We start from the raw sequence: 21,468 nt of genomic DNA on the forward strand, positions 1-21,468 counted from the left end.
ATGACTTTATTTACATTTGAACGCAATCTCTTACTAAAAAACAAAGTAAACTTTTTATTTCCTCTATTGTTGGTCGTGCTCTTTGCATTCCCACTTTTTTTTGATTATGAACTTGCTTATACAGAATTAGATGAACTGAATCATAACTATGAAGAGACGCAACGTTTGATTGAAACGTTGAAAGAAGATGAGAATGAGAAAGAATTTGTGGAAAGTTTAGAGAAAAGCAACAAACTGATTGAAGCAATTTTACGTGCAAAAAACACAGGGAATGTCCAGGAAATGGTCGAAGCAACTTATCATTATGAAAAAGATATACTGGATCGACTGATTTCTGGTCAAAGACAAGGAATTCCAATCATTGAACAACAAAAACGTGTCGAGTTGCTCCGTTATATGAAAGAACATCAGATCCAAAGATATTCAATTTTTGACTTGCCAGCGCACCTCCCTTTAGCGAATTACTACGAAAATATTTTTTCAGGAATGATTTCTAGTTTTTTGATTTTATGTATAACCGCCTTGTTTCTTTCCTCGATCATCTCTTATGAAAAAAGAAAGCAGGTAATCTCTCTAGTCAATCTATTACCGGATAGTATAGTAAAGAAACATAGCATCCGTTTTACCGTTTATTATGGTGCAGCTATGCTAAGTCTCGTGATTCCATTTTTGTTCGTCTCTATACTAGTAGTAATCAAAAATGGTTTGGGAGACTTCCGTTATCCTGTAGGAACGATCATTGGTCAGGAGATACGAATCCTTCCGATGTATGTGTATCTTTCCCAGAGTTTTCTGTTCCTGTTGTTGTGGGTGCTTTTTTTAAGTACAATCAGTTTTCTTCTATCTGCTTTATTTGAACATTCTCTAGTCAATCTTTTAGGTACACTTCTTTGTCTTTTCTTAGCAGAGTATCGCTTGTTTTCTTCGATTGGATGGATAGAATCAATCAGTCATTACTTGCCAACTTCTTATGTTGATTTTCAAAATGTGATCGTAGGAGGAGATATGTTCTCGCCACTAGCTTCAGAACAGGTTACTTTCATGAATGGTATCTTGACACTTGGTACATGGAGTATCGTTCTATTATTCATAGGTATGGGCGCTATCTATATAAAAAAGAGTTATTAAAACACAAAAATAATAGGAGCGGTGACAAAAATCTTGTCACCGTCTCCTATTTCAAATAAACGGTTTTCTAGAATAAATAGTTTTCAAAAGCTTGCATCCGCAGTAATAAGAGCGACCAAACAAAAATAGTTCCTCCTATTTTTCCCTTGGTTGAAGTTATTACTTGATGCAAGGCAGCTTTTTTACTGAGAACATTGGTTATATATGTCCATGTTCAAAAATCATTTGGACTTCTTCAATGGTTTCCGCATCACTGAGCGCCATTACTTGGTCGATGTCTGAACAGAAAAATGCTAAATCTTGTAGCACAGCTAACTGATGTTCTTTTTTTAAAGCCACTACAAATAAGAGTGTCGCGATTTTTGGTTCCTCTTTTGTTCCAAAGTCCACACCATCAGGCACTTGGACTAAATAGATCCCTTCTTCTACTACTTCTTCATCTTTGTCAGTCCCATGTGGCAAGGCTACGAAATTCCCGATATAGACACTCGCTTTTTCTTGTCTTTCGATCATTGATTGGATATATGCCGGTTTGATTCCCCCTTGTTGGGTCATCCACTGACCGATCTCGGTCAACGCTTCTTTCCAATTTTGATAGGATTGATCGAGCAATATTTTTTCTGCTGGTAGCTGGATCATCTTTTCACCCTCATTTCTTTATTTCTTCAATCAGGATTTTCGCTAACAATTGATAAACGATTTCTTTATTTCCTGAGCGGAAGATCTCGGTGTTCAAATCGTTCATGATGATTGCTCCACTGATTTTTCCTAAAAGAATCCCGTCTTTTTCTTGGATTGGCGAAGGCGCCAGCATAACTAACATACGGGACAAATCGACTGGCTGTCTATCCATCCCGTCAATTGTCAACGGTTGTTTCAAATTGAAAATACAAAAGATCGGTTTAGAAACCAATGAGCTGGTTGTATGGAATAACCCCATATTTGTATGAGGAATTCCGATAGGTGCTTGTTCGTATCGCTTAAGCAATCTGCGATGAACCACCTCTTCATCCGTTACTAGTCCTTCAGGAAAATAAGGAAATAAGCTGCGAATCGTTTCGGAGACCGTATTAGGGTTATCTAGTTCTTGAATAAAGAAACGATCAAGTAATTGATTGATTTGCTCCATGAAATGCATCGTTTCCTCATAAGTATCTTCTAGCATCCACTCGTTATTGCTGTTATACGTATTTTTTTGCCTTTTTTTCTTCTCAATATGCGAAAAAGCTTCTTTTAGCTGTTTGACTTCCTCTTCCAGCAGTAGCGGGGAGACTAAAATATATGTTCCATTATATCCTGGTAGAATAGATGTAGAAATAACAATATCATATTCTTCTTGTAAATCAATTTTTTTCAAATCAGCGATCCGATAGAAATGAATCTGTTGAATGAAAGGAAAATAACGTTTCAAACGCAGTTCCAACATGCTAGTAGAAGCTAAGCCGCTTGGTGAAAATCCTGCAATACTGATATTGCTTTCTTTCGGACTTTTTTCCAATGAATTTGCAAAATGAAGGACCATATATGCAATCTCTTCTTCTGATAATTTCTTTTCTTGAAAAATCCGCTCTACTGCTTTGCGGATTGCATTGGCAATTTCCTCATATTGAACCATGATTTTTTCTAAAATCGGATTAGTCAGTGTCTCTTCTTGTAAAACAGCTCTTGAAAACACACCAGACAAATGGGTCAAAAGCATTTTGTACAAAGTTTCATCTTCATAAAAATGAACATTCGTCTCTTCACCTACTTCTTGAATCAGTTGTTTTACTAAATAAGCAAGCTGTGTATCGAACGTTTCTTCAAAGAAATTCTGATCAAATGAGTTCGTGAAGTCATTTAATAATCCTGCAAAAAAGACGATTTCATTTACTGGATAAAGTTGTTTTGTCTCAGAAGCAATCCGTGAGAATAATCGTTTAGCGGTCTGAAGCAATTCTTTGTTTGCCAGACCATTATACGTCTCATTTGTCAGTAAATGATTTTTCGTTACACGATCCATCGTCAATGTCAGCATCAAAACCAAATGTTCAAGTTTTCTATCACTTAGATTAGTCTTTTTTTGGATCAATTCTTCCCCGACTACTTGGCGTGCAAGAGACAGATGTTGCGGATCAACGAATTGAAAAAAGTAATTCAGCGATGAATCAAAAGAAATACTATGAAAAAGTTCATATTCATTGATTTCTAATTCTAATACATTCGCTGTTAGAAGCCGACGGTATTTTTCCGGTCCTACGATCTCATATCCTTGGTTCCGAATGATTTCCAAAGGCAGTTGGCGGATACTTTCTTCCAACTGTTTGATATCTGCATAAAAAGTAGTATTACTGATGCGGTATAATTCCATAAAATGGGCAAGACTCAACGGTTCTGTCGTTAATAACAACTCGGCTAAAATTGCGTGTTGGCGTTTAGCAGTAGGCAAATCATCGCTTTTCCCATCTGTATTTTCTTTTAATTGCTCCATTACTTCTTCCGATGCCTCAATGACAAACGAACCTCTTGCTACTTTTTTCAACGAAGCATTTACTGATTGCAATGAGATTTCAAGATTATCTAATTCGCGGTAAACGGTCCGCTTGCTGACTTTCAATAAATTCATCATTTTTTGGATAGTCACAGGTGGGGGACTGCTGAGAAATTCTGCTAATAATTGTTTTTCTCTGGGCGATAAGTACATCTTATTTTTCTCCCTTCACGAGTTTTTCGTATTCATTCGTAGCTACCCAATGTTCCACTAGGACTAGCTGAGGGATCTTTTCTTTTAGCTGTTCATTTACAGCTAGTTCTCTTTGGGCGATATAAATCGTTTCTTCTTGGATTTTGAGCTGTTCGATTGGTTCCTTTAAGATAACAAACTGTTTTTTCTCTTTTTTTGCTAATTGACTTAAAATCGCCATGCCCATGGTTTGTGAACCTCGTCTATTATTTTTATACAAAAACACAATGTTGACGAGCGACTTTTTCTGTTCTGCTACTTCTACTCTCTCTTTTTTTTCTTTCCAATTTGGTTCGTGGATCGCTTCTTTTATTCGTGACAGCAAGATATCTGTTTCCAAAAAGTGATCCAATACGAAAATTTGACTTTGAGGTACTTTTTCTCTTGCAAGATCCGCTAATTCATGTTGGACGATAACAAGCTGATTTACTTGATTGTTCAATTCATAGACAGAGCTGTATCCGACAGCGAGATTAATTTTTTCCGCTGCTAATTTCTTCTTCAGCAGGGCGGCTCCCATAGCGCTTGATCCCATGCCTGAGTCACACGCAAAAACGACAGAATGAATGGTAGATAGTTCCAAAATTTCTCCCCTTTCTTTGACCGTGTTGTCTCCTTTTTCTTTTTTCGGTAATTTCAATAGCAGCGTTGCACAAATGAAGCTTACAGATGTACTGAGTGCTATCCCTATGCTTACCCCAGCTAGTTGCGGATAAGGCGTATTGGCAAAAATCACGAGTAGTGACCCGGGCGATACAGGAGTAGCTAATCCCGCATCTAACCATTGGAATATCAACGTGCCGCTTGCTCCACCAACCATTACAGCTAAAAACAGAGATGGACGCAACAAGACAAACGGAAAATAAATTTCGTGAATCCCACCAATCGCATGGATCATCAACGCTCCACTTGCGTTTACTTTTTCCTGTTTTTTTGCAAAACAAAGGATAGCAAGTAAGATCCCTAAACCAGGTCCCGGATTTGCCTCCATCAAAAACAGGTAAGAGTGTCCGACTGCTTGTGAGAATTCGATTCCTAAAGGTGTCAACACACCATGGTTGATTGCATTATTAAAAAATAATACTTTTAGAGGTTCTAGGATCAAACTGACAAGCGGCAACAGATTCATTTTGACTAGCCAAGACACGACGGAGACAAGCAACAGGTGGAAACTATTTAAAGCTGGCTCAATAAAAACGATTCCAATTATACAAATAACACTACCAATCAGCCCTACTAGTAAGTTGCTGACAAGCATTTCATACCCAGCTCTGAATTTCGCATGAAATCTAGAAACAAATTGTTCATACAAGATGCCGGCAAGTGGCCCTATAATCATCGCTCCTACGATTTGCGGGGCATCAGAACGAGCAATCAACCCTAAAGAAGCGATTGCACCCGCGACTGCCCCTTTTTGTCCCCCTACCGATTTTCCGCCTGAATAGCTGATCAAGATTGGTAACAGCAGTTGAATCATCCAGTGGCATACCTTTTCCAACGTGGCGTGCAAATCGCCAGACACACCTTTTATTACTAATGACAAGATTCCCCAAGCAATAAACAGACTTAGGTTTGGCATGATCATTTCATTCAAGTGGTGTCCGGCTTTTCTTAGTTGTTTCGTAAACACTCGACTGCTGCCGTTTGCTTTCCATTTGTATTCCATCTTTTTCACCATACTTCTATTTATTGATAGACGGATTTTATGTAGAAAAAGCAGCAAACGAAAACCGTCTGCCGCTTTCAGCTATCTGGGAACTATTTGCCTGGTTCAGACGCAATGATTGCTAGTTCACCTTGGACCGTCCACTCAGAAACGCCACTTGGAATGATACAGCTTGTTCCTTTTTCTAATGGATATGTTTTTCCGTCAACAACAAGGTCTCCTGCTCCTTCAATCACTGTCATCAACGTATAAGGGGCTTGTTTTTTGAAAGATGTGATTCCTTTAATATCCCACTCATATACATTGAAAAACTCAGTTTCTAAATAAGTGACGATTGATGAATTCCCTTTTCGGACTTCTTTGATTTGTAATTCTGGTGTTTTCGCAGGGACAGTTGTTACATCGATCGATTGTTGGATATGTAGCTCTCTTGTTTGTCCTTGCGCATCTTTTCTGTCGTAGTCATACACGCGATAGGTCGTATCGGAGCTTTGTTGTGTTTCTAAAATCATGATTCCTTTACCAATAGCATGGACCGTTCCGCTTGGTACATAAAAGAAATCACCTTTTTTAACTGGTACTTTCTTCAAAAGGTCATCCCAGCGCCCATCTTTGATCATCTCAGCTAGTTCTTCTCTTGTCTTTGCATGATGACCGTAGATGATTTCTGCACCAGGTTCAGCATCGATGATATACCAGCATTCAGTTTTTCCTAATTCACCTTCATGTTTCATCCCATAGGCATCATCTGGATGTACTTGTACAGATAGATCATCTTCTGCATCTAAGATCTTGATCAATAATGGAAACACTGGTTCTGAAGGATGGCCAAACAATTCCTTGTGTTCTGACCATAGTTCATCTAATCTTTTCCCTTTGAATTCGCCATTTTCTACTACACTGACACCATGAGGATGCGCGCTGATCGCCCAATCTTCTCCGATTTTATCGTTAGGGATATCAAAACCGAAGACTGAACGTAAACGGCTTCCTCCCCAAATTTTTTCTTGAAAAACTGGTTTTAAAAACATAGGTTCCTGCATAATTCAAACTCCTCTCATTTTTCATAGCTATTATAGCATTATTTCTGTAATACCGCTTTCTCTTTCAAAAAGTTTTCAACAATTTCATCTCGACATATGAGATACTCCGCACGATGATCGACAGGATGTACGCGATTTGACAAAAATATCAACGCTTCTTGTGTTTTTATATCGATCAAGAAAAACGTACCTGTATAACCAGTATGAAAAAGAATCGCATGACCGTCTTCTACATCTTTTTTTAAATCCCACCCTAGAGAACGATAGCCATTTTTTTCTGGAGTTTGATCTTGTAGTAAAGAATCAATCGTTTCTTCTTCTAAAAACCGACCATTACTGATTTTTCCCTTGTTCAAATACATTTGGACAAAAGTAATGCTGTCGTTCAAATCGATAAAGAGCCCAGCATTTCCTGCATGTTCAGCTAAAACTCTTGCTTTCGGATCATGAGTTTGTCCACGCAAAACCTCACCCGAAGGCAGTTGTTCTGTGGGAACGATTTTTTTGGAAGGAAAAGGAAGAAATAAGCTGTTCATCATTCCTAATGGTTCCAATACTTGTTCTTGAAAGATTTCCACTGCAGTTTCTTGGTAAATTTTTTCCAGCATCAATCCAAGAAGAATCGTTCCGGCATCTGTATATTTTACTTCTTTTCCTAGTTGCTCACCTGGTTCTAGCTTCAAATAAGCGGCAATCAATTCTTCCTGAGATAGCTCATCTCTGTTTGGTATCCATGTTTTGATATCAGAAGTATGTGTCAGTAAATGACGCAAAGTGATTGTCTGATTTTCAAATTCAGAAAGATATTTATGCAGTGGTTGATCGAGTTCTATTTTTCCATCTTCTAATAGACGCAAAACTAATGAAGTGGTTGCAACGACTTTCGTCAGTGATGCTGCATCAAACAACAGATCTTCTGTCATCGGCTGTTTTTCAGGAACGACTTGGGCAAAGCCAGCTGTAAATGATTCTACTTGATTTTCTTTGATGAAGGCGGCTGCTACACCTGGATAAAATCCTTCTTCCATTTTTTTCAAAATAAGCTGTTTCGTTTGTGGGTACATCTTTTTCTCCTGCTTTTCTGTCAGATTCTTACAGTCCAAGCTTAAAGCTTAATCTATGAGGAATCAACCTTTTTACACAAAAAAACTGCGCGGAAAACCACGCAGTTTCATTCGGTATACTGTTTGCTCTTTCTATCTCTAGAACAAGTGATAGTATGACCGTTCATAAAATGACGAGACATGCGACAATCGTTAAGAAAGAAAAAGTTAAGCGTCGCATCGAATGTCAGTTTTATTCTTTTCTTTTGGCTCACTGACGAACCACCATTCGATTCCTATGGCATCATAGATTGTGAGTACTGTATGCTTTTTGTCCAAGAAGAAATCGACTGATAATTGCTGCAAGTGAGCAATCAGTCCTTCCATGCTTTCAGTATCAATCATGAATTTCAGAAAATCAAGGCCAATCACTTCATCTGTAGGCAAATCGATGGCATCACCACTTGCTTCTGTCAATCCAACATGGAAATCTCCTTCATTCAATACATGGATGCCCTCTTCTTCATTATGTACCTTCAAACCAAGGACACGATTAAGAAATTGGCGTTCTTTTGCTAAATCAGTAACATTTAAATGGATTTTTTCAAAATAAGATCCTGCTGATAGTTTACTGAATTTTTCTTCAGATTTTCTTAACAACGCTTCTTGATCCATCGTCTCTGGAACTTCTCTTTGGTCACTCTTATTCTCTTCATGGTAAATTTCTAATTCATTCTCTTCGGGGTCTACGAGTAAAATCCCCATACGTCCATGATCTTCTAAAGCTTCTTTGATTGGATAATTCTTTTTACGTATACGGCAAAGAATATCTGCCATTTCTTCTGTGCTAGGGATAATCAATGAGAAACGGTTCAGCTTTTTGATCTCCCCCATGTGATCATTCGCTCTAGGACTTTCTTCCAGCAGCAACATTTCACTTCCAGCTTCTTCTGTTCCTAAAATGGCTAATTCGTTTTCTTCTCTTTTCAAATCAAAGCCAACAACGTTCTTGTAAAAATCAATCATTTTATCTCGGTCTTTCACCCGAATGGCTACACTTTTTAAATAGGTGGCAGCCCCCAATTGAAAATCTCTCATATTTCTTGCTCCCCTCTACGTCAAGCTTTATTTTAACGATGGATTCTTCTTCTTTCAAGCAATAACTTTGATTTTGTTAAAAAAAGTGTGAGAAACTTCGCATTTTACTTGTTTTTTGTAAATAAATGAGTAAAAAACCACATGAAACTCATTTTCTTGAAATGTGCTTCATGCGGTAAAGAAAAATAATAAATTTGTACGTTTCTATGAAGCTTCTTCTTCAGAAAACTGACTGTTATAAAGATCTGCATAGAATCCGTCTTTTTCCATCAATGTATCGTGGTTTCCAGTTTCTACGATCGAACCATGATTCATCACAATAATGTTGTCTGCATCGCGTATTGTAGACAAGCGGTGAGCGACAACAAAACTTGTTCGGTTTTCCAATAGGCGGTTCATCGCTTTTTGAATCAGTATTTCTGTTCGTGTATCTACACTAGATGTTGCTTCATCAAGGATCAGGACATCCGGATTTGCTAAGAATGCCCGCGCAATAGTGATCAGCTGACGCTGTCCTTGCGAAATATTGCTTGCATCCTCGTTTAATACAGTGTTATATCCTTCTGGCAATTTACGAACAAAATCATCTACGTGAGCGGCTTTAGCAGCTTCAATGACTTGTTCATCTGTTGCATCGTCGTTCCCATATTTGATATTGTCATAGATACTTCCTGTAAACAGCCACGTATCTTGCAGTACCATTGAAAACTGTGCGCGCAATTCATCACGTGAAAGGTCACGAGTATCTACACCATCGTAACGAATACTGCCTCCAGAAACATCGTAGAACCGTTCAAGAAGGTTGATCAGTGTCGTCTTTCCTGCACCGGTTGGCCCTACAATAGCGATCATCTCGCCAGGTTTGACATCCAAGTTGAAATCAGTCATTAGCAAGTTATCTGGTGTGTAGCCGAATTGAACATTTTCAAAACGAACTTTGTATGGTGTATCTTTTTCTTCTGGAAGGCCAGATTTTTCATTGGACATCTCTTCTTCATCCAACACTTCAAATACCCGTTCGGCTGAAGCAACCGTTGATTGGATAGTGTTCATCAAACTTGCAAGTTGAGTGATTGGTTGAGAGAACTGTGTCGTATATTGCAAGAATGCTTGAACATCCCCTAATGTCATGTTCCCATTTGCAACTTTTACTCCGCCTAGTACAGCGACGAACACATAGCCTAGATTTTTAACGAAATTCATCAGCGGCATGATGATTGCCGAAATAAATTGAGCTTTCCAACCAGCAGCATACAGATTCTGATTTTCTTTTTCAAATACTTCCTGATCTTTTTCTGTATGATTGAATGTTTTAACGATCGTATGACCACCATATGTTTCTTCTACTTGGTTATTCAATAAACCTAAACTTTTTTGCTGATCTGCGAAAAATACTTGTGATCTTGGCGCAACGATCATCACGATGATCAAGCTTAAAGGAATCATCAATAACGCGACTAACGTCAATTGCCAGCTGATTGAAAGCATCATCACGATGACTCCAATCAGTGTGACCGCACTAGTTACAAATTGAGTCAAATTTTGCTGCAACGTGCTCGCGATGTTATCCATATCATTGATTGCTCGAGACATGATATCGCCATTTGTATGTGTATCATAATAGGAAATCGGTACACGATTCATTTTGGCTTCCAAGTCATGACGCAACTCATAAACTGTCCGCTGTGAAACACGCGTCATAATAAACTGCTGTAAAAAGTTGAATACAGCAGAGATCAAATACATCACGATTACTGTTGCAATGATCTGCGCAATTTTATCAAAGTCTATCGGAAATTTTGTTACTTGTTGCCCTTGCTGCATCTGTTGCGCGCCAGCCATTACACCTTTGAATATTTCTGTGGTTGCTTTCCCCAAAACTTTTGGTGTTTGGATTTGGAAAATCACGGCTGCTATTGCTAGTACAAATACAGCGATGATTGCAACCATACGTTTAGACATATAGCCAAACAATCGGCGTACCGTTCCCCAGAAATTTTTAGGCTTTTCCCCTTTTACACCGAGATTCCTGCCAGGTCCGCCGTGTCCTGGACCGCCTGCTGGTCCATGAGAGGGACGTGTGTTTGTTTTACTCATGCTAAGTCCTCCTCTCTTAGTTGTGAATGAACGATTTCTTGATAAGTTTCATTTGTTGCCAATAGTTCTTCATGTGTTCCTTTGCCAACCAGTTTTCCTTCATCTAGCACAAGGATCATATCTGCATCCATTACTGTACTTACTCGTTGAGCAACTAAAACCGTGATACTTTCTTTCATATTCGTTTTCAATGCTTGGCGAAGATTGGTATCCGTTTTGAAATCCAATGCTGAGAAGGAATCATCAAACACATAAATGTCGGCTGTTTTGACTAATGCCCGTGCAATTGCTAGACGCTGCCTTTGTCCGCCGGAGAAGTTTCCTCCTCCTTGTTCCACATGGCTATCTAAGCCATCTTCCATCTCTGAAACAAAATCTTTAGCTTGTGCGATTTCTAACGCTTTCCAAATCATTTCATCTGTTGCATCCGGCTTACCATACTGCATATTGTCTCGGATCGTTCCAGAGAAAAGAACTGCTTTTTGAGGAACAAAGCCCATTAGCTCCCGCAAATTATATTGAGTCATTTCACTGATGTCCGTTCCGTTTATTTGGATCGAACCAGATTCGATGTCATATAATCGGGGGATCAAATTGACTAAGGTCGTTTTACCTGAACCAGTTCCTCCTATGATTGCGACGATCTCGCCTGACTTAGCTTGAAAATCAATATCTTCCAATGCAAGTTTTTCTGCTCCATGATATCGATAATTGACATGATTGAAGGCCAATGTTGCTTCTTTTCCAGCAAAAGAAACTGTTTTAGGATTTTCAGGGTCATGGATACCGATTTTTTCATCCAACACCTCATTGATACGGTCAGCTGAAGCTTGTGCACGAGGTACCATGATAAAAATAGCGGAAAGCATCATAAAGCTGATCAAGATCTGCATCGCATAAGTCATAAATGCAATCAGATTACCGACTTCCAAGGTCATATCTGCTATGTAGTGTCCACCAAACCAAGTGATTGCTACGTTTGTACCGCTCATGATCAATGTCATCATCGGCATCATCAATGCGACGATCGTATTAACTTTGATTGCCGTATTTGTATAATCTTTATTCGCTAAATCAAAACGATTTTCTTCAAAGCGCGTCTTATCGAATGCTCGGATGACTCTGACACCTGTCAACCCTTCTCGAAATACCAAGTTCAAACGGTCAGTTTTCTTTTGCATGCTTTTGAATAATGGAACAGCAAAATACATGATTCCGCCAATCAAAATAATCATTACTGGAATGACGACTAAGAAGATTTTTGTCAACTGATGATCTTTTTGATAAGCAAGTATGCTTGCGCCAATCAACGTGATTGGTGCATTGATCATCATACGTAAAAACATTTGTGTGACCATTTGGATTTGAGTCACATCATTGGTCGTTCTTGTGATCAAAGAGGCCGTTCCGTATTTGTCAAACGCATCTTTTGTCAGGCTCTCTGATTTTTTATAGACATCCGTGCGCAATTGCTTACCCAGTTTCTGTGATTCTCGAGTAGCAAAAAATGTATTTGCAATAGCAGCTAAGATACTGATCAAAGAAAAACCGATCATCACAAAACCTGTATGCCAAATATAATCGACATCTCCTTGTGCTACCCCTTTATCAATAATATTGGAGGTAAGTGTCGGCAAATATAAATCTGCCAGTACTTGGATCACCATGAAAACTGCAGCTGCAATTGCTGAAGTCAAGGAGATCCGTTTTACGATTTTTAGCATCTAATTCCCTTCTTTCTATTTATATACTCCGTTTTTCAGCCAAGAAAGTTTCAAATTGAATTCACTGATTGCTTGCTCTACTGAGTAATCTTCAGTTGTTGAAAATAAGCGATACGAATGCGCAATTGTTGTAAAGACAGTATTCATCACTAATTGGATCAGTAATTCCAATTCATGATCATTTTTTACTTTCAGCTTCGTCCGATCAATCAATTCAAGCAACTCTTTTGCATCTTGTTTGTGTTCTTTATGTGGATCATGAGGCGTTTTTTGGCGACTCGTATGAGGAGCGACTTTTCTTGAGGCACGGTAATCCATGTTCATAAACAAGTTACGATAAAAAGAAGCATTCTCACCTTCCAAAATCTCATAAATCATTTTAGAAAAATAGGATTCGAATCCTTTGAATAGATCACCATCGGATTCTTTCATTAGTTGCAACATATCTTTAGAGCTGTCACGTCTCATTGTCTCAAAGTAATAAAAATAAAGATCCTCTTTATCTTCAAAATACTGATAGAAACTGCCTCTAGGGATATCCGCTAATTTGACGATATTAGCAATCGAGGCTTCTTTCAAAGGTACTCTAGAAAACTCGATTCTCGCCGCTTCAATTAACCTTTTTTGTTTTTCTTTCGGCAAATGGAAAAATGTCTGTGTCGGCATATGGATCCTCCTTTCTTCTAAGATGACACATTGTCATATGACGCTATGTCATTATAACACCTCCCACCTGTTTTGCAAGACATTTGCATAGTTTTTTTCATTATTATCCGATACATTAAAAAAGTGATAAGAGGAATCCTTCCATTTGAATTAATGAGAGCTGCCCATTAAAATAGCCACATACTAAACAAAGGATGAGATAAATGGCCCAATCAATTAGTGTCCAAGACTTCAATAAATTGCCGCTCGATGCTGACAGCATCGTTTTAGATACAAGAAATACTTTAGATTACACAAAAAAACACTTAAGCCACTCGCTTTCTATCCCCGCTGCTATCTTGCCAAGACAATTAAAAAATCTAGATCCAAAAAAACTTTATTATATTCTAAGCTACACAGGCAGACGATCAGAAGCATTAGCCGATCAACTTACTGCTAGCGGATTTCGTGCTGTTTATATCATTGGTGGGATGGAAGCTCTTCAGTCAAGCGTTGCTTGAACATTGCTTGTTAGATTCAAAGGGGGCTGTGACAAAAATCGTGTCACAGCCTCTTTTATATCCTGTCTTTTTTTAGTTATTTATTCTTCAACCTTATCAATATGACTTGATAGCCTTTTCTTTTTCGAGTAAACTGATTTTGTTAGTCATAGTTATAACAATCATAGCAATAAAAGGAGAAGGTAAGCATATGGCATCTGTTTTAGTAGTCAAAGGTCATCCCCTAACTGCAGAAGAATCACGTACAGTTAAGGCATTGACGTCTTTTTTAACAAGTTATAAAGAAAATCATCCAGATGATGAAGTGACTGTTTTGGAACTTTATCGCGATGATATTCCGGAAATCGATGAAGAATTATTATCAGGTTGGGAAGCATTACGTGCTGGTGCAGAATTCACTTCCTTATCAGAAAGTCAACAACAAAAAATTGCTCGTTTCAATGAATTGACTGATCAGTTCCTTGCTGCTGATAAAATCGTTATCGCAAACGCCTTATGGAATCTAAATATCCCAACAAAATTAAAAGCTTGGTTCGATACCGTCAATGTAGCTGGAAAAACGTTCCGCTATACAGAAAACGGGCCAGAAGGATTAGTGACAGGTAAAAAAGCACTGCACATCCAATCTAACGGCGGTGTATACAACGGACAAGACTTTGCCTCTCAATATGTAAAAGGTATTTTGAACTTTGTAGGCATCGATCAAGTAGATCAACTATTCATCGAAGGAATCGATTATGACCCTGACCGTGCAGATGAGTTGATGCAAAATGCATTAGATAAAGCTGCTGCTTTAGGTAAATCATTTTAAAATTGAGGTAAATGTATATAAAAGAGACAGAGGGAAAAATCTTCAAAGCAACATTTGTGCTTTGGATATTTTCCTCTGTCTCTTTTTGTTATTCTTTCTGCTTTTTCAACGGATTTTCTTCATAAAGAGAAGAAATCGTTGTGTACCATTCAAAAACATGAGTAATCACTACTTTAGCTGCTGCATAAACAGGAATCCCCAAGATCACACCAACAATCCCAAACAATTTCCCTGACGTCAGCAGAACTAATAAAATCGTTACTGGATGGATTGCTAACTGATTTCCCAACACTAATGGAGAGATCAAGCGTCCTTCTATTGTCTGTTCTACTGCAAAAACGATCAGTACCTTGATGATCATGAATGGACCTGCCACAATAGCTAAAAAGATGGCTGGAATCATTGCTAAAAATGAACCTAAGTAGGGGATCAGATTCAAGAACCCTGCAATGATCCCCAACGTGACAGCATATTCTAAACCAATGATCGCAAAACCAATCATAAACATGATTGCCACAGCAAAAGCCACAGTTAGTTGCCCTCTTATATATGAAGAAACTTGACTATTCATTTCACTCAGCACATTCAACGTCGGTTTTTGCATGCGCGTTGGTAAAAACTTGACGAAATAAGGGGCTAATCGCTTACCATCTTTCAATAAATAAAATAAGATAAACGGCATCGTCAGCAAAGCTACTAAAATAGTCGCTACCGCACCAACAAAACTCCCAAGACTCTGAACTGTACTCTTAGATATGTCTTGGATCATATCACCTGCTGAATTCATGAACTTATCACCTGCTGTTTCTAACTGTTCACGAAATTGGTTGAACAGCGGGTCTCTCAAGATCTCGGTCAATTTATTATCGATCGTATCAACGTATTGAGGAAAGTTACTGATAAAGCTGACTGTTTGCTCTTGGATCTTAGGTATGATCACTACGCTTCCCCATACGATTAATGCAACGACCAAAACAAACAGCCCAATGATACTATAGAGCCTTGGTACTTTTCGCTTCTCAAAGTAATCAACTACCGGATTCATCAAGTAATACAAGATGCCTGCTAGAATGATAGGTAGTCCTACGATTGCTAAAAATTGCCAGATCGGTGCAAACAAATAAGAAACTTTTGTAAATAAAAAGACGATCAGCAATATTAACAATACAACAAGTAAAGCTGTGACCACTTGATTATTTAAAAACCAGCGCCAAAACCAAGACACCGGTCTGTTCTTCTTATTTTTCCCTTCCATAAGTCCTCCTGTTAGTTATAAATAATTTGGCTTCCCAAACCAATAGCAGGCAGTTCATGCGGATGAAGATAGATTCCGTTTGCAATTTGTCCTTCTTCTGGACAGGTATCAAAAATCAATGATACGTGAGCTACCGTCTCTAAATTTCCATTGGCCATCGGACCGACATAATCGATCGTATACGACTGATCATCAAAAGTAATCGTTCCGCCTGCTTTCAAAGAAAAAGGTTCGTCTTTCGACACCTCTTGAATCACCGAATATTTTCGCAAGGCAGCTGTTGCTGTTTTATCGAACAAAATCAGCATCGGTTCTTCCTTGTTTATTGCTTCTGTTCCAATTTCTGTAATCGTTGCCTGAATCATCGCACTCTCTCCTTTACTTGCTTTCAAAAACAGTATAACACATTCTCATTCTTTAGCCTTGGGGAATAATTATGTGATAGAATAAAGACGAAAACTATTTCATTACCATTAGGAGGAATCAGCTCATATGATCGAAAAGATAATTTTAGGAACCTATACGCGTCGCGAAAGCAAAGGAATCTATACGATCGACCTTGATACAGAAAAAGAAGAATTATCCAGTCTTTCATTGGCTGTTGAAGAGAACAGCCCTACCTACCTAGCAAAAAGCAAAGCTGGCAATCTTTACACGGTCACCAGTATAGACGGATTAGGTGGTGCCGGTGCGTACGATAAGGATTTTCGTTTTTTGAATGCGGTAACAGAGTCTGGGGCTCCTTTATGTTATGTAGCGGTTGATGAAACACGGCAATTGCTCTATGGGGCCAACTACCATAAAGGCGAAGTAAATGTCTATCACATATTAAGAGATGGCGAGCTGAAAGCAGCGGATTCAGTATTCCATCAAGAAGCGACAGGCCCTCATAAAAACCAAGATCATGCGCATGTCCACTATACGGATCTGACTCCTGACCAACGATTAGTCGTATGTGATCTTGGTACAGATCGTGTGTATACTTATGATGTGTCCGAAAACGGCAAATTGAATCTTGTCACTACCTTCACTGCAGAGCCAGGAACAGGCCCTCGCCATCTCGTCTTTCATCCGAATGGACAATTCGCCTATTTATTTGGTGAATTAGACAGCACAGTCCGAGTGCTTTCTTATGATAAAGAAACAGGTGATTTTGAAGAATTACAGAAAATATCGACTTTGCCAGAAGAATACGACGGTGAAAATGGAGGGGCTGCTATTCGCATTTCCAATGATGGCAAGTTCCTTTATGCTTCTAATCGGGGACACAACTCGATTGCCGTATTCGCAGTTTCCGAAGATGGTTCTCACATTCAAAATAAACAAATCATCTCAACAGAAGGAGATTTTCCTCGCGATTTCGCACTAGATCCAAGCAATGGTTTTGTCGTATGTGCCAATCAGAATACCGATAATCTGACATTATACCGCCGTCATCCTGAAACAGGATTACTAGAATTATTGCAAAAAGATGTCTATGCACCAGAATGTGTCTGTGTTTATTTTGATCGTTAGCAAAAAAAGGAGAATAAAATGAATCAGCAAGACGTATTAGACAGGCTGCGGGAAGAACTGAATATTCCTTTCTTTGATGGAAAAATCGAAGATAAAGAGTATAGCGAAGAGGAATATCAGAAACTCAAAGCCGATTTACAGAACTACTTTGAACAATATGTACGGAATGTAGAAAACTAATCAGCCTTCCATACTATCTGAAAAAGACATCAGCGCAAGACTTTTTCGTCTGTTCTGATGTCCTTTTCTATAAATAAAAAAACCGCCGAGTTGGTTAGACTCTGCGGAAAAGGAGTATTTACTCAATTTTGAGTAAGTACAAGGTTGTTGGTTATAGGTATGTTCTTATCATAAAGGATTTTGTTTACTCTATCATAAAGACAATATTACATTTATATTAGATAACTCTAGTTTTTATTGTCATCAAATTTTTCTTTTATTTTTTCAATAACAAATTAGTCATTTTTTGGATGGCAGCTGTCAATTGGTCAGTCGCTTGGTCTTGTTTTGCTTCAGATGTATTGAATAAATCTTTATCTATCCCTGACTCAAGATCAATACTTTGAATCATTTCTTCACAGCCTGCTACATATGAAAGATAAGCTTTTTCAAAATTTTTATGAATGCCCATTGCTTTTGCTGGTGGGCGCAATGTACTGACTTTCTTAAGCATTGCCCGATATTTTTTTGTTCCTTCTTCAAATAACTGGACGGTCTCTTCAAGGGTCGATCTGTCCAGTTCACTTGTTTTTCCTTCATCGATTGCGTTTCTGATCACTTCATATTTCGGATGCATTCCTTCTCCGATTGCTTCTGTTTCCTTGACGATTTGATCGATGGACTGCACATAATAGCCAATATTCGGTAACATGTTTGTTTTCCTACTTTCTCCATTGTTGTTATTATTTATTCTACTTGTTTTTATCCTCAAATGACAAGTACTTGAAAAAATTTAATGGTTTCTATAAAGCTCGCCATTCTTATTCGTGCTCAAAGAAACCTTCTGCTAAACTATATTGTTTCCCTGCGACAATGTCATATTGGATCAATTGATATTCGTCGTAAATCTCTTGTTGCGAGCGATTGAATTGCGCTTCTTTATACCACTGTCCGTTTTGATAGTACAGTTCTCGTTCAAACGCCGGAAGTTCTTGTTCTAATGATAAAAGCAGCTGATAAAAGCCATTCGTTGTCTGATTCGTCTGTTCCATTAGATTCGCTGCAAAATAAAAAGGACTGGTGATTGCATCTTGAGTCGTTTGCTTTTCTAATTTTCCTTTACTGTCAAACATCAAGAATTGTGTTTCATGTAATGTTTGTTTATCATTTTTGGCTTGGATGGTATCTGAATAGATCCCTGGCAGATGATCCCCCCAAAAAACAACTAGAGTCCTTCTAGAAAGATTCTTCAATTCTTCCGTGAACTGCTTCAGTGCCGTGCTGCTATAGGAAATATCTTGCAGATAATTCTCTAAGTCAAGCGTCCCACTTCCATCTGAAATCTCTGCAGAATAGCCCAGTTTATCATACTTTCCATTGTAAGGCATATGTGTCTGCATCGTGACTAAATGAATGAACTGAGGTGTTTTTTCTTCCTTGAGAAGTGTCATTATTTCTTTGTAAGCTGACTCATCAGAAATATATGGATTATTCTCTATCGTATCCGTATAGGTCATCGTACGCTCGCTGATGAACTGGTCAAATCCTAATGTCTGATAAACATCCTCTCTTTTATACATCGAAGTATTGTATGGATGGATCGCTGTCGTCTGGTATGATTGTGCGTTTAACGCTGAAACGATAGAAGGAAGCTGATCCATTTTTGGTACTAGCATCGTGTAAGGAGTGGTGAGTTGCGCATTAAACAACGCCATAGAAAAACCAGTCAATGCTTCGAATTCGATATTTGCTGTTCCACCGCCATAGTTTTGAGAAAGCATATTGCCACTATATGTTTGATCAGCTACTTCATAATAATCTGCCAATGGCTCACCAGATACTTCTACGCCGTTTAATCGACTAGGATCTGAGAAACTTTCACTCATCACGAACACGATGTTCGGCGACTCTTCCTCTACAGCTTTATTTTTTTCATCTGCTAGCTTCTGGTATTTTTCAGTGATTTCTTTGATCTTTGCTTTCGAATATCCTTCAGGTTCATCCATTGGTTCTACCTTCAGATTGTACAAAAACCCACCGATAAAACCAGTGTTATAGTAGTTCATTTTCTGACTGTAAGGTATCCATAGTGCCGTTTTATTATATGCTTTTCGCAACAAATTATCGGGATTGTTGAAATTACTGATATACCCTAGCAGTCCAATTGCCACAAGCAGTGTCGTTAATCGGATCAATTGGAATCGCCTTCCTTTTTTCAGGCTTCGAAACATGTACCAGCAAAACAATCCTAGCACGGTTCCTGCGGCAGCTAAAATCACTGTAAACAGCATAGTGCCGGTCATATCTTTCAGCAATCCGATTTCAGTGATCATCTTCAAATCGTCTGGATAAATCGGTTCTTGCCGATAACTCATTTTCATATAATTTGCAAAACCTAATACACCGATGGCTACGACATACGTAAGGGAACCTAAAGGGACAGATCCTGCTAGTGCAATCAGAAAAATAAGAATGATCAGCAAGACGAGACAGGCTAAGAAGAATTTTTCCGTATGCCAAGAAAAAGCAAATTTCAACGCAAGGTCTACGGATAGATTATTTTGACACCACTGCAAAAATAAATTACTAAAAACAACAAGAAAAAAGATACTGATGATCGCTGCTGTTCCTTTTAAAATCTTTTTCTGTTTGGTCGAAAGTCTGCTTATATATCTTTTCAAATGCTTGCTCCTTCATTTCTATCAATAAAAGAATGTTGCTTCTCTTATTTTAGTTGTACGAAATTCGAAAGTAAAGAACGGAAAGAAGAATTAATGAAATCCAAATATTCTCTTTCTTTATGGCCTTTCTGGTTTCTTTAATAAGCGGACCTTTCGTACTCCAGAAATTTTTTCTAGCTGTTGTTTCACTTGATTGAGCTGTTCAAAATCAGTACTGTCTATGTCAATCAATATGTAGACATGCTCATTCTTATGGTTACGCGATATATCTGCGATCGCTAGCTCGTTCTCATTCAGCAGAGAAAATATCTCTGCTAATATATTGGTTTTCTTTTGATAAAATATAGTGAATCGAAACGGCGCTTGGAAAAACATTCGTGCGGATGGATAATTGACCGCTTCTCTAACCGTACCGAACAACAGATAATCTTTTAAGGATTCAACTGCCAAACGTCCGCTGTCTGCCAAAGCTTCCTGAGTCGATCCCCCTAGATGAGGCAACATAAGTATACGGTCATTTTCTAAGAACTCTTCTTCTGGGAAATCAGTCACGTATTTGGCCAGATGTTGTTTTTCCAATGCTTGCATAACAGCATATTTATCAACAATTTCACTTCTTCCTACATTGATAAGTACAGCATCTTTTTTCATTTTTTCTATATTCGCCTGATTGATCAATCCTTTTGTATCTTCTGTCAACGGCAGCATGACTACGATGTAATCCGAGGCAGAAAGAACTGTTTCTAAATCTGCTTGCCGAACATAATCCAACTGGGCATCGCGGATAGAATAACCCAAGACATCCATCCCTAAGCCATAGCAACTTAGCGCTACTTTTGTGCCTATCGCTCCAAGACCAAGAAGACCGATGGTTTTGCCTTGCAACTCTCGTCCCACATAAGCACTTCTTTTGTTTTCTGCTTGTTCTAAAATATTAGGACCTGTTAGTGTTTGTACCATACGACTTGCCTCGATTATCGGACGGGAAGATAAGAGCAAACAGCACAAAACAAGCTCTTTTACTGCATTAGCATTTACACCTGGTGTATTCATGACGATCGTCCCGTTTTCAGAAGCTTTTTCAACGTTGATCGTGTTCACCCCAACACCAGCTCTTGAAATTGCTAGCAAATCTGGTGTAAGCCATTCATCTTTCACTTTCGTACTACGAATAACTATTCCTTCGGCTGGCAAATCATCTATTATTTTGAAATATTCCCCTTGTAACTTTTCTATCTCTTGTTCTGGAATAGCATCAATCAAATGAACGTGATACATAAAACCCCCTCCTTACTACCAAGTATCTCGAAATTTCTGCAATTAGACAACTGTTTACCATTTGGCTTCCTAGAAGCAAAAA

Annotated in this window: 20 protein-coding genes; 6 read left to right on the forward strand and 14 right to left on the reverse strand. The window is 38.4% G+C overall.

Going from position 1 to position 21,468, the window contains the following annotated elements:
- Complete coding sequence (locus ESP02_RS01745) at positions 1 to 1,128, forward strand: hypothetical protein (protein WP_002374764.1); 1,128 nt, start codon at positions 1 to 3, stop codon at positions 1,126 to 1,128.
- A gap of 198 nt (positions 1,129 to 1,326) precedes the next feature.
- Here the strand turns inward: ESP02_RS01745 and ESP02_RS01750 are convergent, their stop codons facing one another.
- From ESP02_RS01750 to ESP02_RS01790, 9 genes are all read right to left on the reverse strand, one after another.
- Complete coding sequence (locus ESP02_RS01750) at positions 1,327 to 1,767, reverse strand: PTS sugar transporter subunit IIA (RefSeq protein WP_002287254.1); 441 nt, start codon at positions 1,765 to 1,767, stop codon at positions 1,327 to 1,329.
- Between the two features lie 10 nt (positions 1,768 to 1,777).
- Positions 1,778 to 3,811, reverse strand: coding sequence for a BglG family transcription antiterminator (locus tag ESP02_RS01755; RefSeq protein ID WP_002374766.1), 2,034 nt, complete (start codon positions 3,809 to 3,811; stop codon positions 1,778 to 1,780).
- Between the two features lies 1 nt (position 3,812).
- Positions 3,813 to 5,516: a PTS transporter subunit EIIC gene (locus tag ESP02_RS01760; RefSeq protein ID WP_025478520.1), complete on the reverse strand. Its 1,704-nt coding sequence runs from the start codon at positions 5,514 to 5,516 to the stop codon at positions 3,813 to 3,815.
- A 92-nt stretch (positions 5,517 to 5,608) separates the two neighbouring features.
- Positions 5,609 to 6,559: a mannose-6-phosphate isomerase, class I gene (gene manA, locus ESP02_RS01765; RefSeq protein ID WP_038399078.1), complete on the reverse strand. Its 951-nt coding sequence runs from the start codon at positions 6,557 to 6,559 to the stop codon at positions 5,609 to 5,611.
- A 38-nt stretch (positions 6,560 to 6,597) separates the two neighbouring features.
- The gene (locus ESP02_RS01770) at positions 6,598 to 7,623 is read right to left on the reverse strand and encodes a serine hydrolase (RefSeq protein WP_038399080.1); all 1,026 of its coding nucleotides are present in this window, start codon (positions 7,621 to 7,623) and stop codon (positions 6,598 to 6,600) included.
- A 207-nt stretch (positions 7,624 to 7,830) separates the two neighbouring features.
- Positions 7,831 to 8,700 carry a VOC family protein gene (locus ESP02_RS01775; RefSeq protein WP_002374774.1) on the reverse strand — a complete coding sequence of 290 codons (870 nt, stop codon included), beginning with the start codon at positions 8,698 to 8,700 and terminating at the stop codon, positions 7,831 to 7,833.
- A gap of 204 nt (positions 8,701 to 8,904) precedes the next feature.
- The gene (locus tag ESP02_RS01780; protein ID WP_002374776.1) at positions 8,905 to 10,797 is read right to left on the reverse strand and encodes an ABC transporter ATP-binding protein; all 1,893 of its coding nucleotides are present in this window, start codon (positions 10,795 to 10,797) and stop codon (positions 8,905 to 8,907) included.
- Entirely contained in the window at positions 10,794 to 12,521 is a 1,728-nt protein-coding gene (locus tag ESP02_RS01785) for an ABC transporter ATP-binding protein (protein WP_002374779.1), read from the reverse strand. The genes ESP02_RS01780 and ESP02_RS01785 overlap by 4 nt, the downstream gene beginning before the upstream one ends.
- Before the next feature lie 15 nt (positions 12,522 to 12,536).
- Complete coding sequence (locus tag ESP02_RS01790) at positions 12,537 to 13,187, reverse strand: TetR/AcrR family transcriptional regulator (protein WP_002374782.1); 651 nt, start codon at positions 13,185 to 13,187, stop codon at positions 12,537 to 12,539.
- Between the two features lie 203 nt (positions 13,188 to 13,390).
- On the opposite strand from ESP02_RS01790, the gene ESP02_RS01795 reads away from it, so the two are divergent.
- Together ESP02_RS01795 and ESP02_RS01800 are read left to right on the forward strand one after the other, a co-directional pair.
- Complete coding sequence (locus ESP02_RS01795; RefSeq protein WP_002291478.1) at positions 13,391 to 13,687, forward strand: rhodanese-like domain-containing protein; 297 nt, start codon at positions 13,391 to 13,393, stop codon at positions 13,685 to 13,687.
- Between the two features lie 190 nt (positions 13,688 to 13,877).
- Positions 13,878 to 14,498: an NAD(P)H-dependent oxidoreductase gene (locus ESP02_RS01800; protein WP_002287272.1), complete on the forward strand. Its 621-nt coding sequence runs from the start codon at positions 13,878 to 13,880 to the stop codon at positions 14,496 to 14,498.
- Between the two features lie 88 nt (positions 14,499 to 14,586).
- Here the strand turns inward: ESP02_RS01800 and ESP02_RS01805 are convergent, their stop codons facing one another.
- Positions 14,587 to 15,753 carry an AI-2E family transporter gene (locus tag ESP02_RS01805; RefSeq protein WP_002291475.1) on the reverse strand — a complete coding sequence of 389 codons (1,167 nt, stop codon included), beginning with the start codon at positions 15,751 to 15,753 and terminating at the stop codon, positions 14,587 to 14,589.
- Between the two features lie 11 nt (positions 15,754 to 15,764).
- Positions 15,765 to 16,118: a PTS glucitol/sorbitol transporter subunit IIA gene (locus tag ESP02_RS01810; RefSeq protein WP_002291472.1), complete on the reverse strand. Its 354-nt coding sequence runs from the start codon at positions 16,116 to 16,118 to the stop codon at positions 15,765 to 15,767.
- 127 nt (positions 16,119 to 16,245) lie between these two features.
- Here ESP02_RS01810 and ESP02_RS01815 point away from each other — a divergent pair, with 127 nt between their 5' ends.
- The gene (locus tag ESP02_RS01815; RefSeq protein ID WP_002374784.1) at positions 16,246 to 17,268 is read left to right on the forward strand and encodes a lactonase family protein; all 1,023 of its coding nucleotides are present in this window, start codon (positions 16,246 to 16,248) and stop codon (positions 17,266 to 17,268) included.
- Positions 17,269 to 17,286: 18 nt separating this feature from the next.
- Positions 17,287 to 17,448: a hypothetical protein gene (locus tag ESP02_RS13245; protein ID WP_002310079.1), complete on the forward strand. Its 162-nt coding sequence runs from the start codon at positions 17,287 to 17,289 to the stop codon at positions 17,446 to 17,448.
- 256 nt (positions 17,449 to 17,704) lie between these two features.
- Here ESP02_RS13245 and ESP02_RS01820 read toward each other — a convergent pair whose 3' ends face one another.
- Positions 17,705 to 18,139: a hypothetical protein gene (locus tag ESP02_RS01820; RefSeq protein WP_002374786.1), complete on the reverse strand. Its 435-nt coding sequence runs from the start codon at positions 18,137 to 18,139 to the stop codon at positions 17,705 to 17,707.
- A gap of 109 nt (positions 18,140 to 18,248) precedes the next feature.
- Positions 18,249 to 20,108 carry an LTA synthase family protein gene (locus tag ESP02_RS01825; RefSeq protein ID WP_002374787.1) on the reverse strand — a complete coding sequence of 620 codons (1,860 nt, stop codon included), beginning with the start codon at positions 20,106 to 20,108 and terminating at the stop codon, positions 18,249 to 18,251.
- Between ESP02_RS01825 and ESP02_RS13420 the strand changes: the two genes are divergently transcribed.
- Positions 20,109 to 20,249 carry a hypothetical protein gene (locus ESP02_RS13420; protein WP_002321042.1) on the forward strand — a complete coding sequence of 47 codons (141 nt, stop codon included), beginning with the start codon at positions 20,109 to 20,111 and terminating at the stop codon, positions 20,247 to 20,249. It begins immediately after the preceding gene.
- Here ESP02_RS13420 and ESP02_RS01835 read toward each other — a convergent pair.
- The gene (locus tag ESP02_RS01835; RefSeq protein ID WP_002374788.1) at positions 20,226 to 21,386 is read right to left on the reverse strand and encodes an NAD(P)-dependent oxidoreductase; all 1,161 of its coding nucleotides are present in this window, start codon (positions 21,384 to 21,386) and stop codon (positions 20,226 to 20,228) included. The genes ESP02_RS13420 and ESP02_RS01835 overlap by 24 nt on opposite strands.
- Positions 21,387 to 21,468 lie beyond the last annotated feature (82 nt).

This window comes from Enterococcus sp. NBRC 3427, from assembly GCF_007996925.1.
In the GTDB taxonomy this organism is placed as follows: Bacteria; Bacillota; Bacilli; order Lactobacillales; family Enterococcaceae; genus Enterococcus_B; species Enterococcus_B lactis.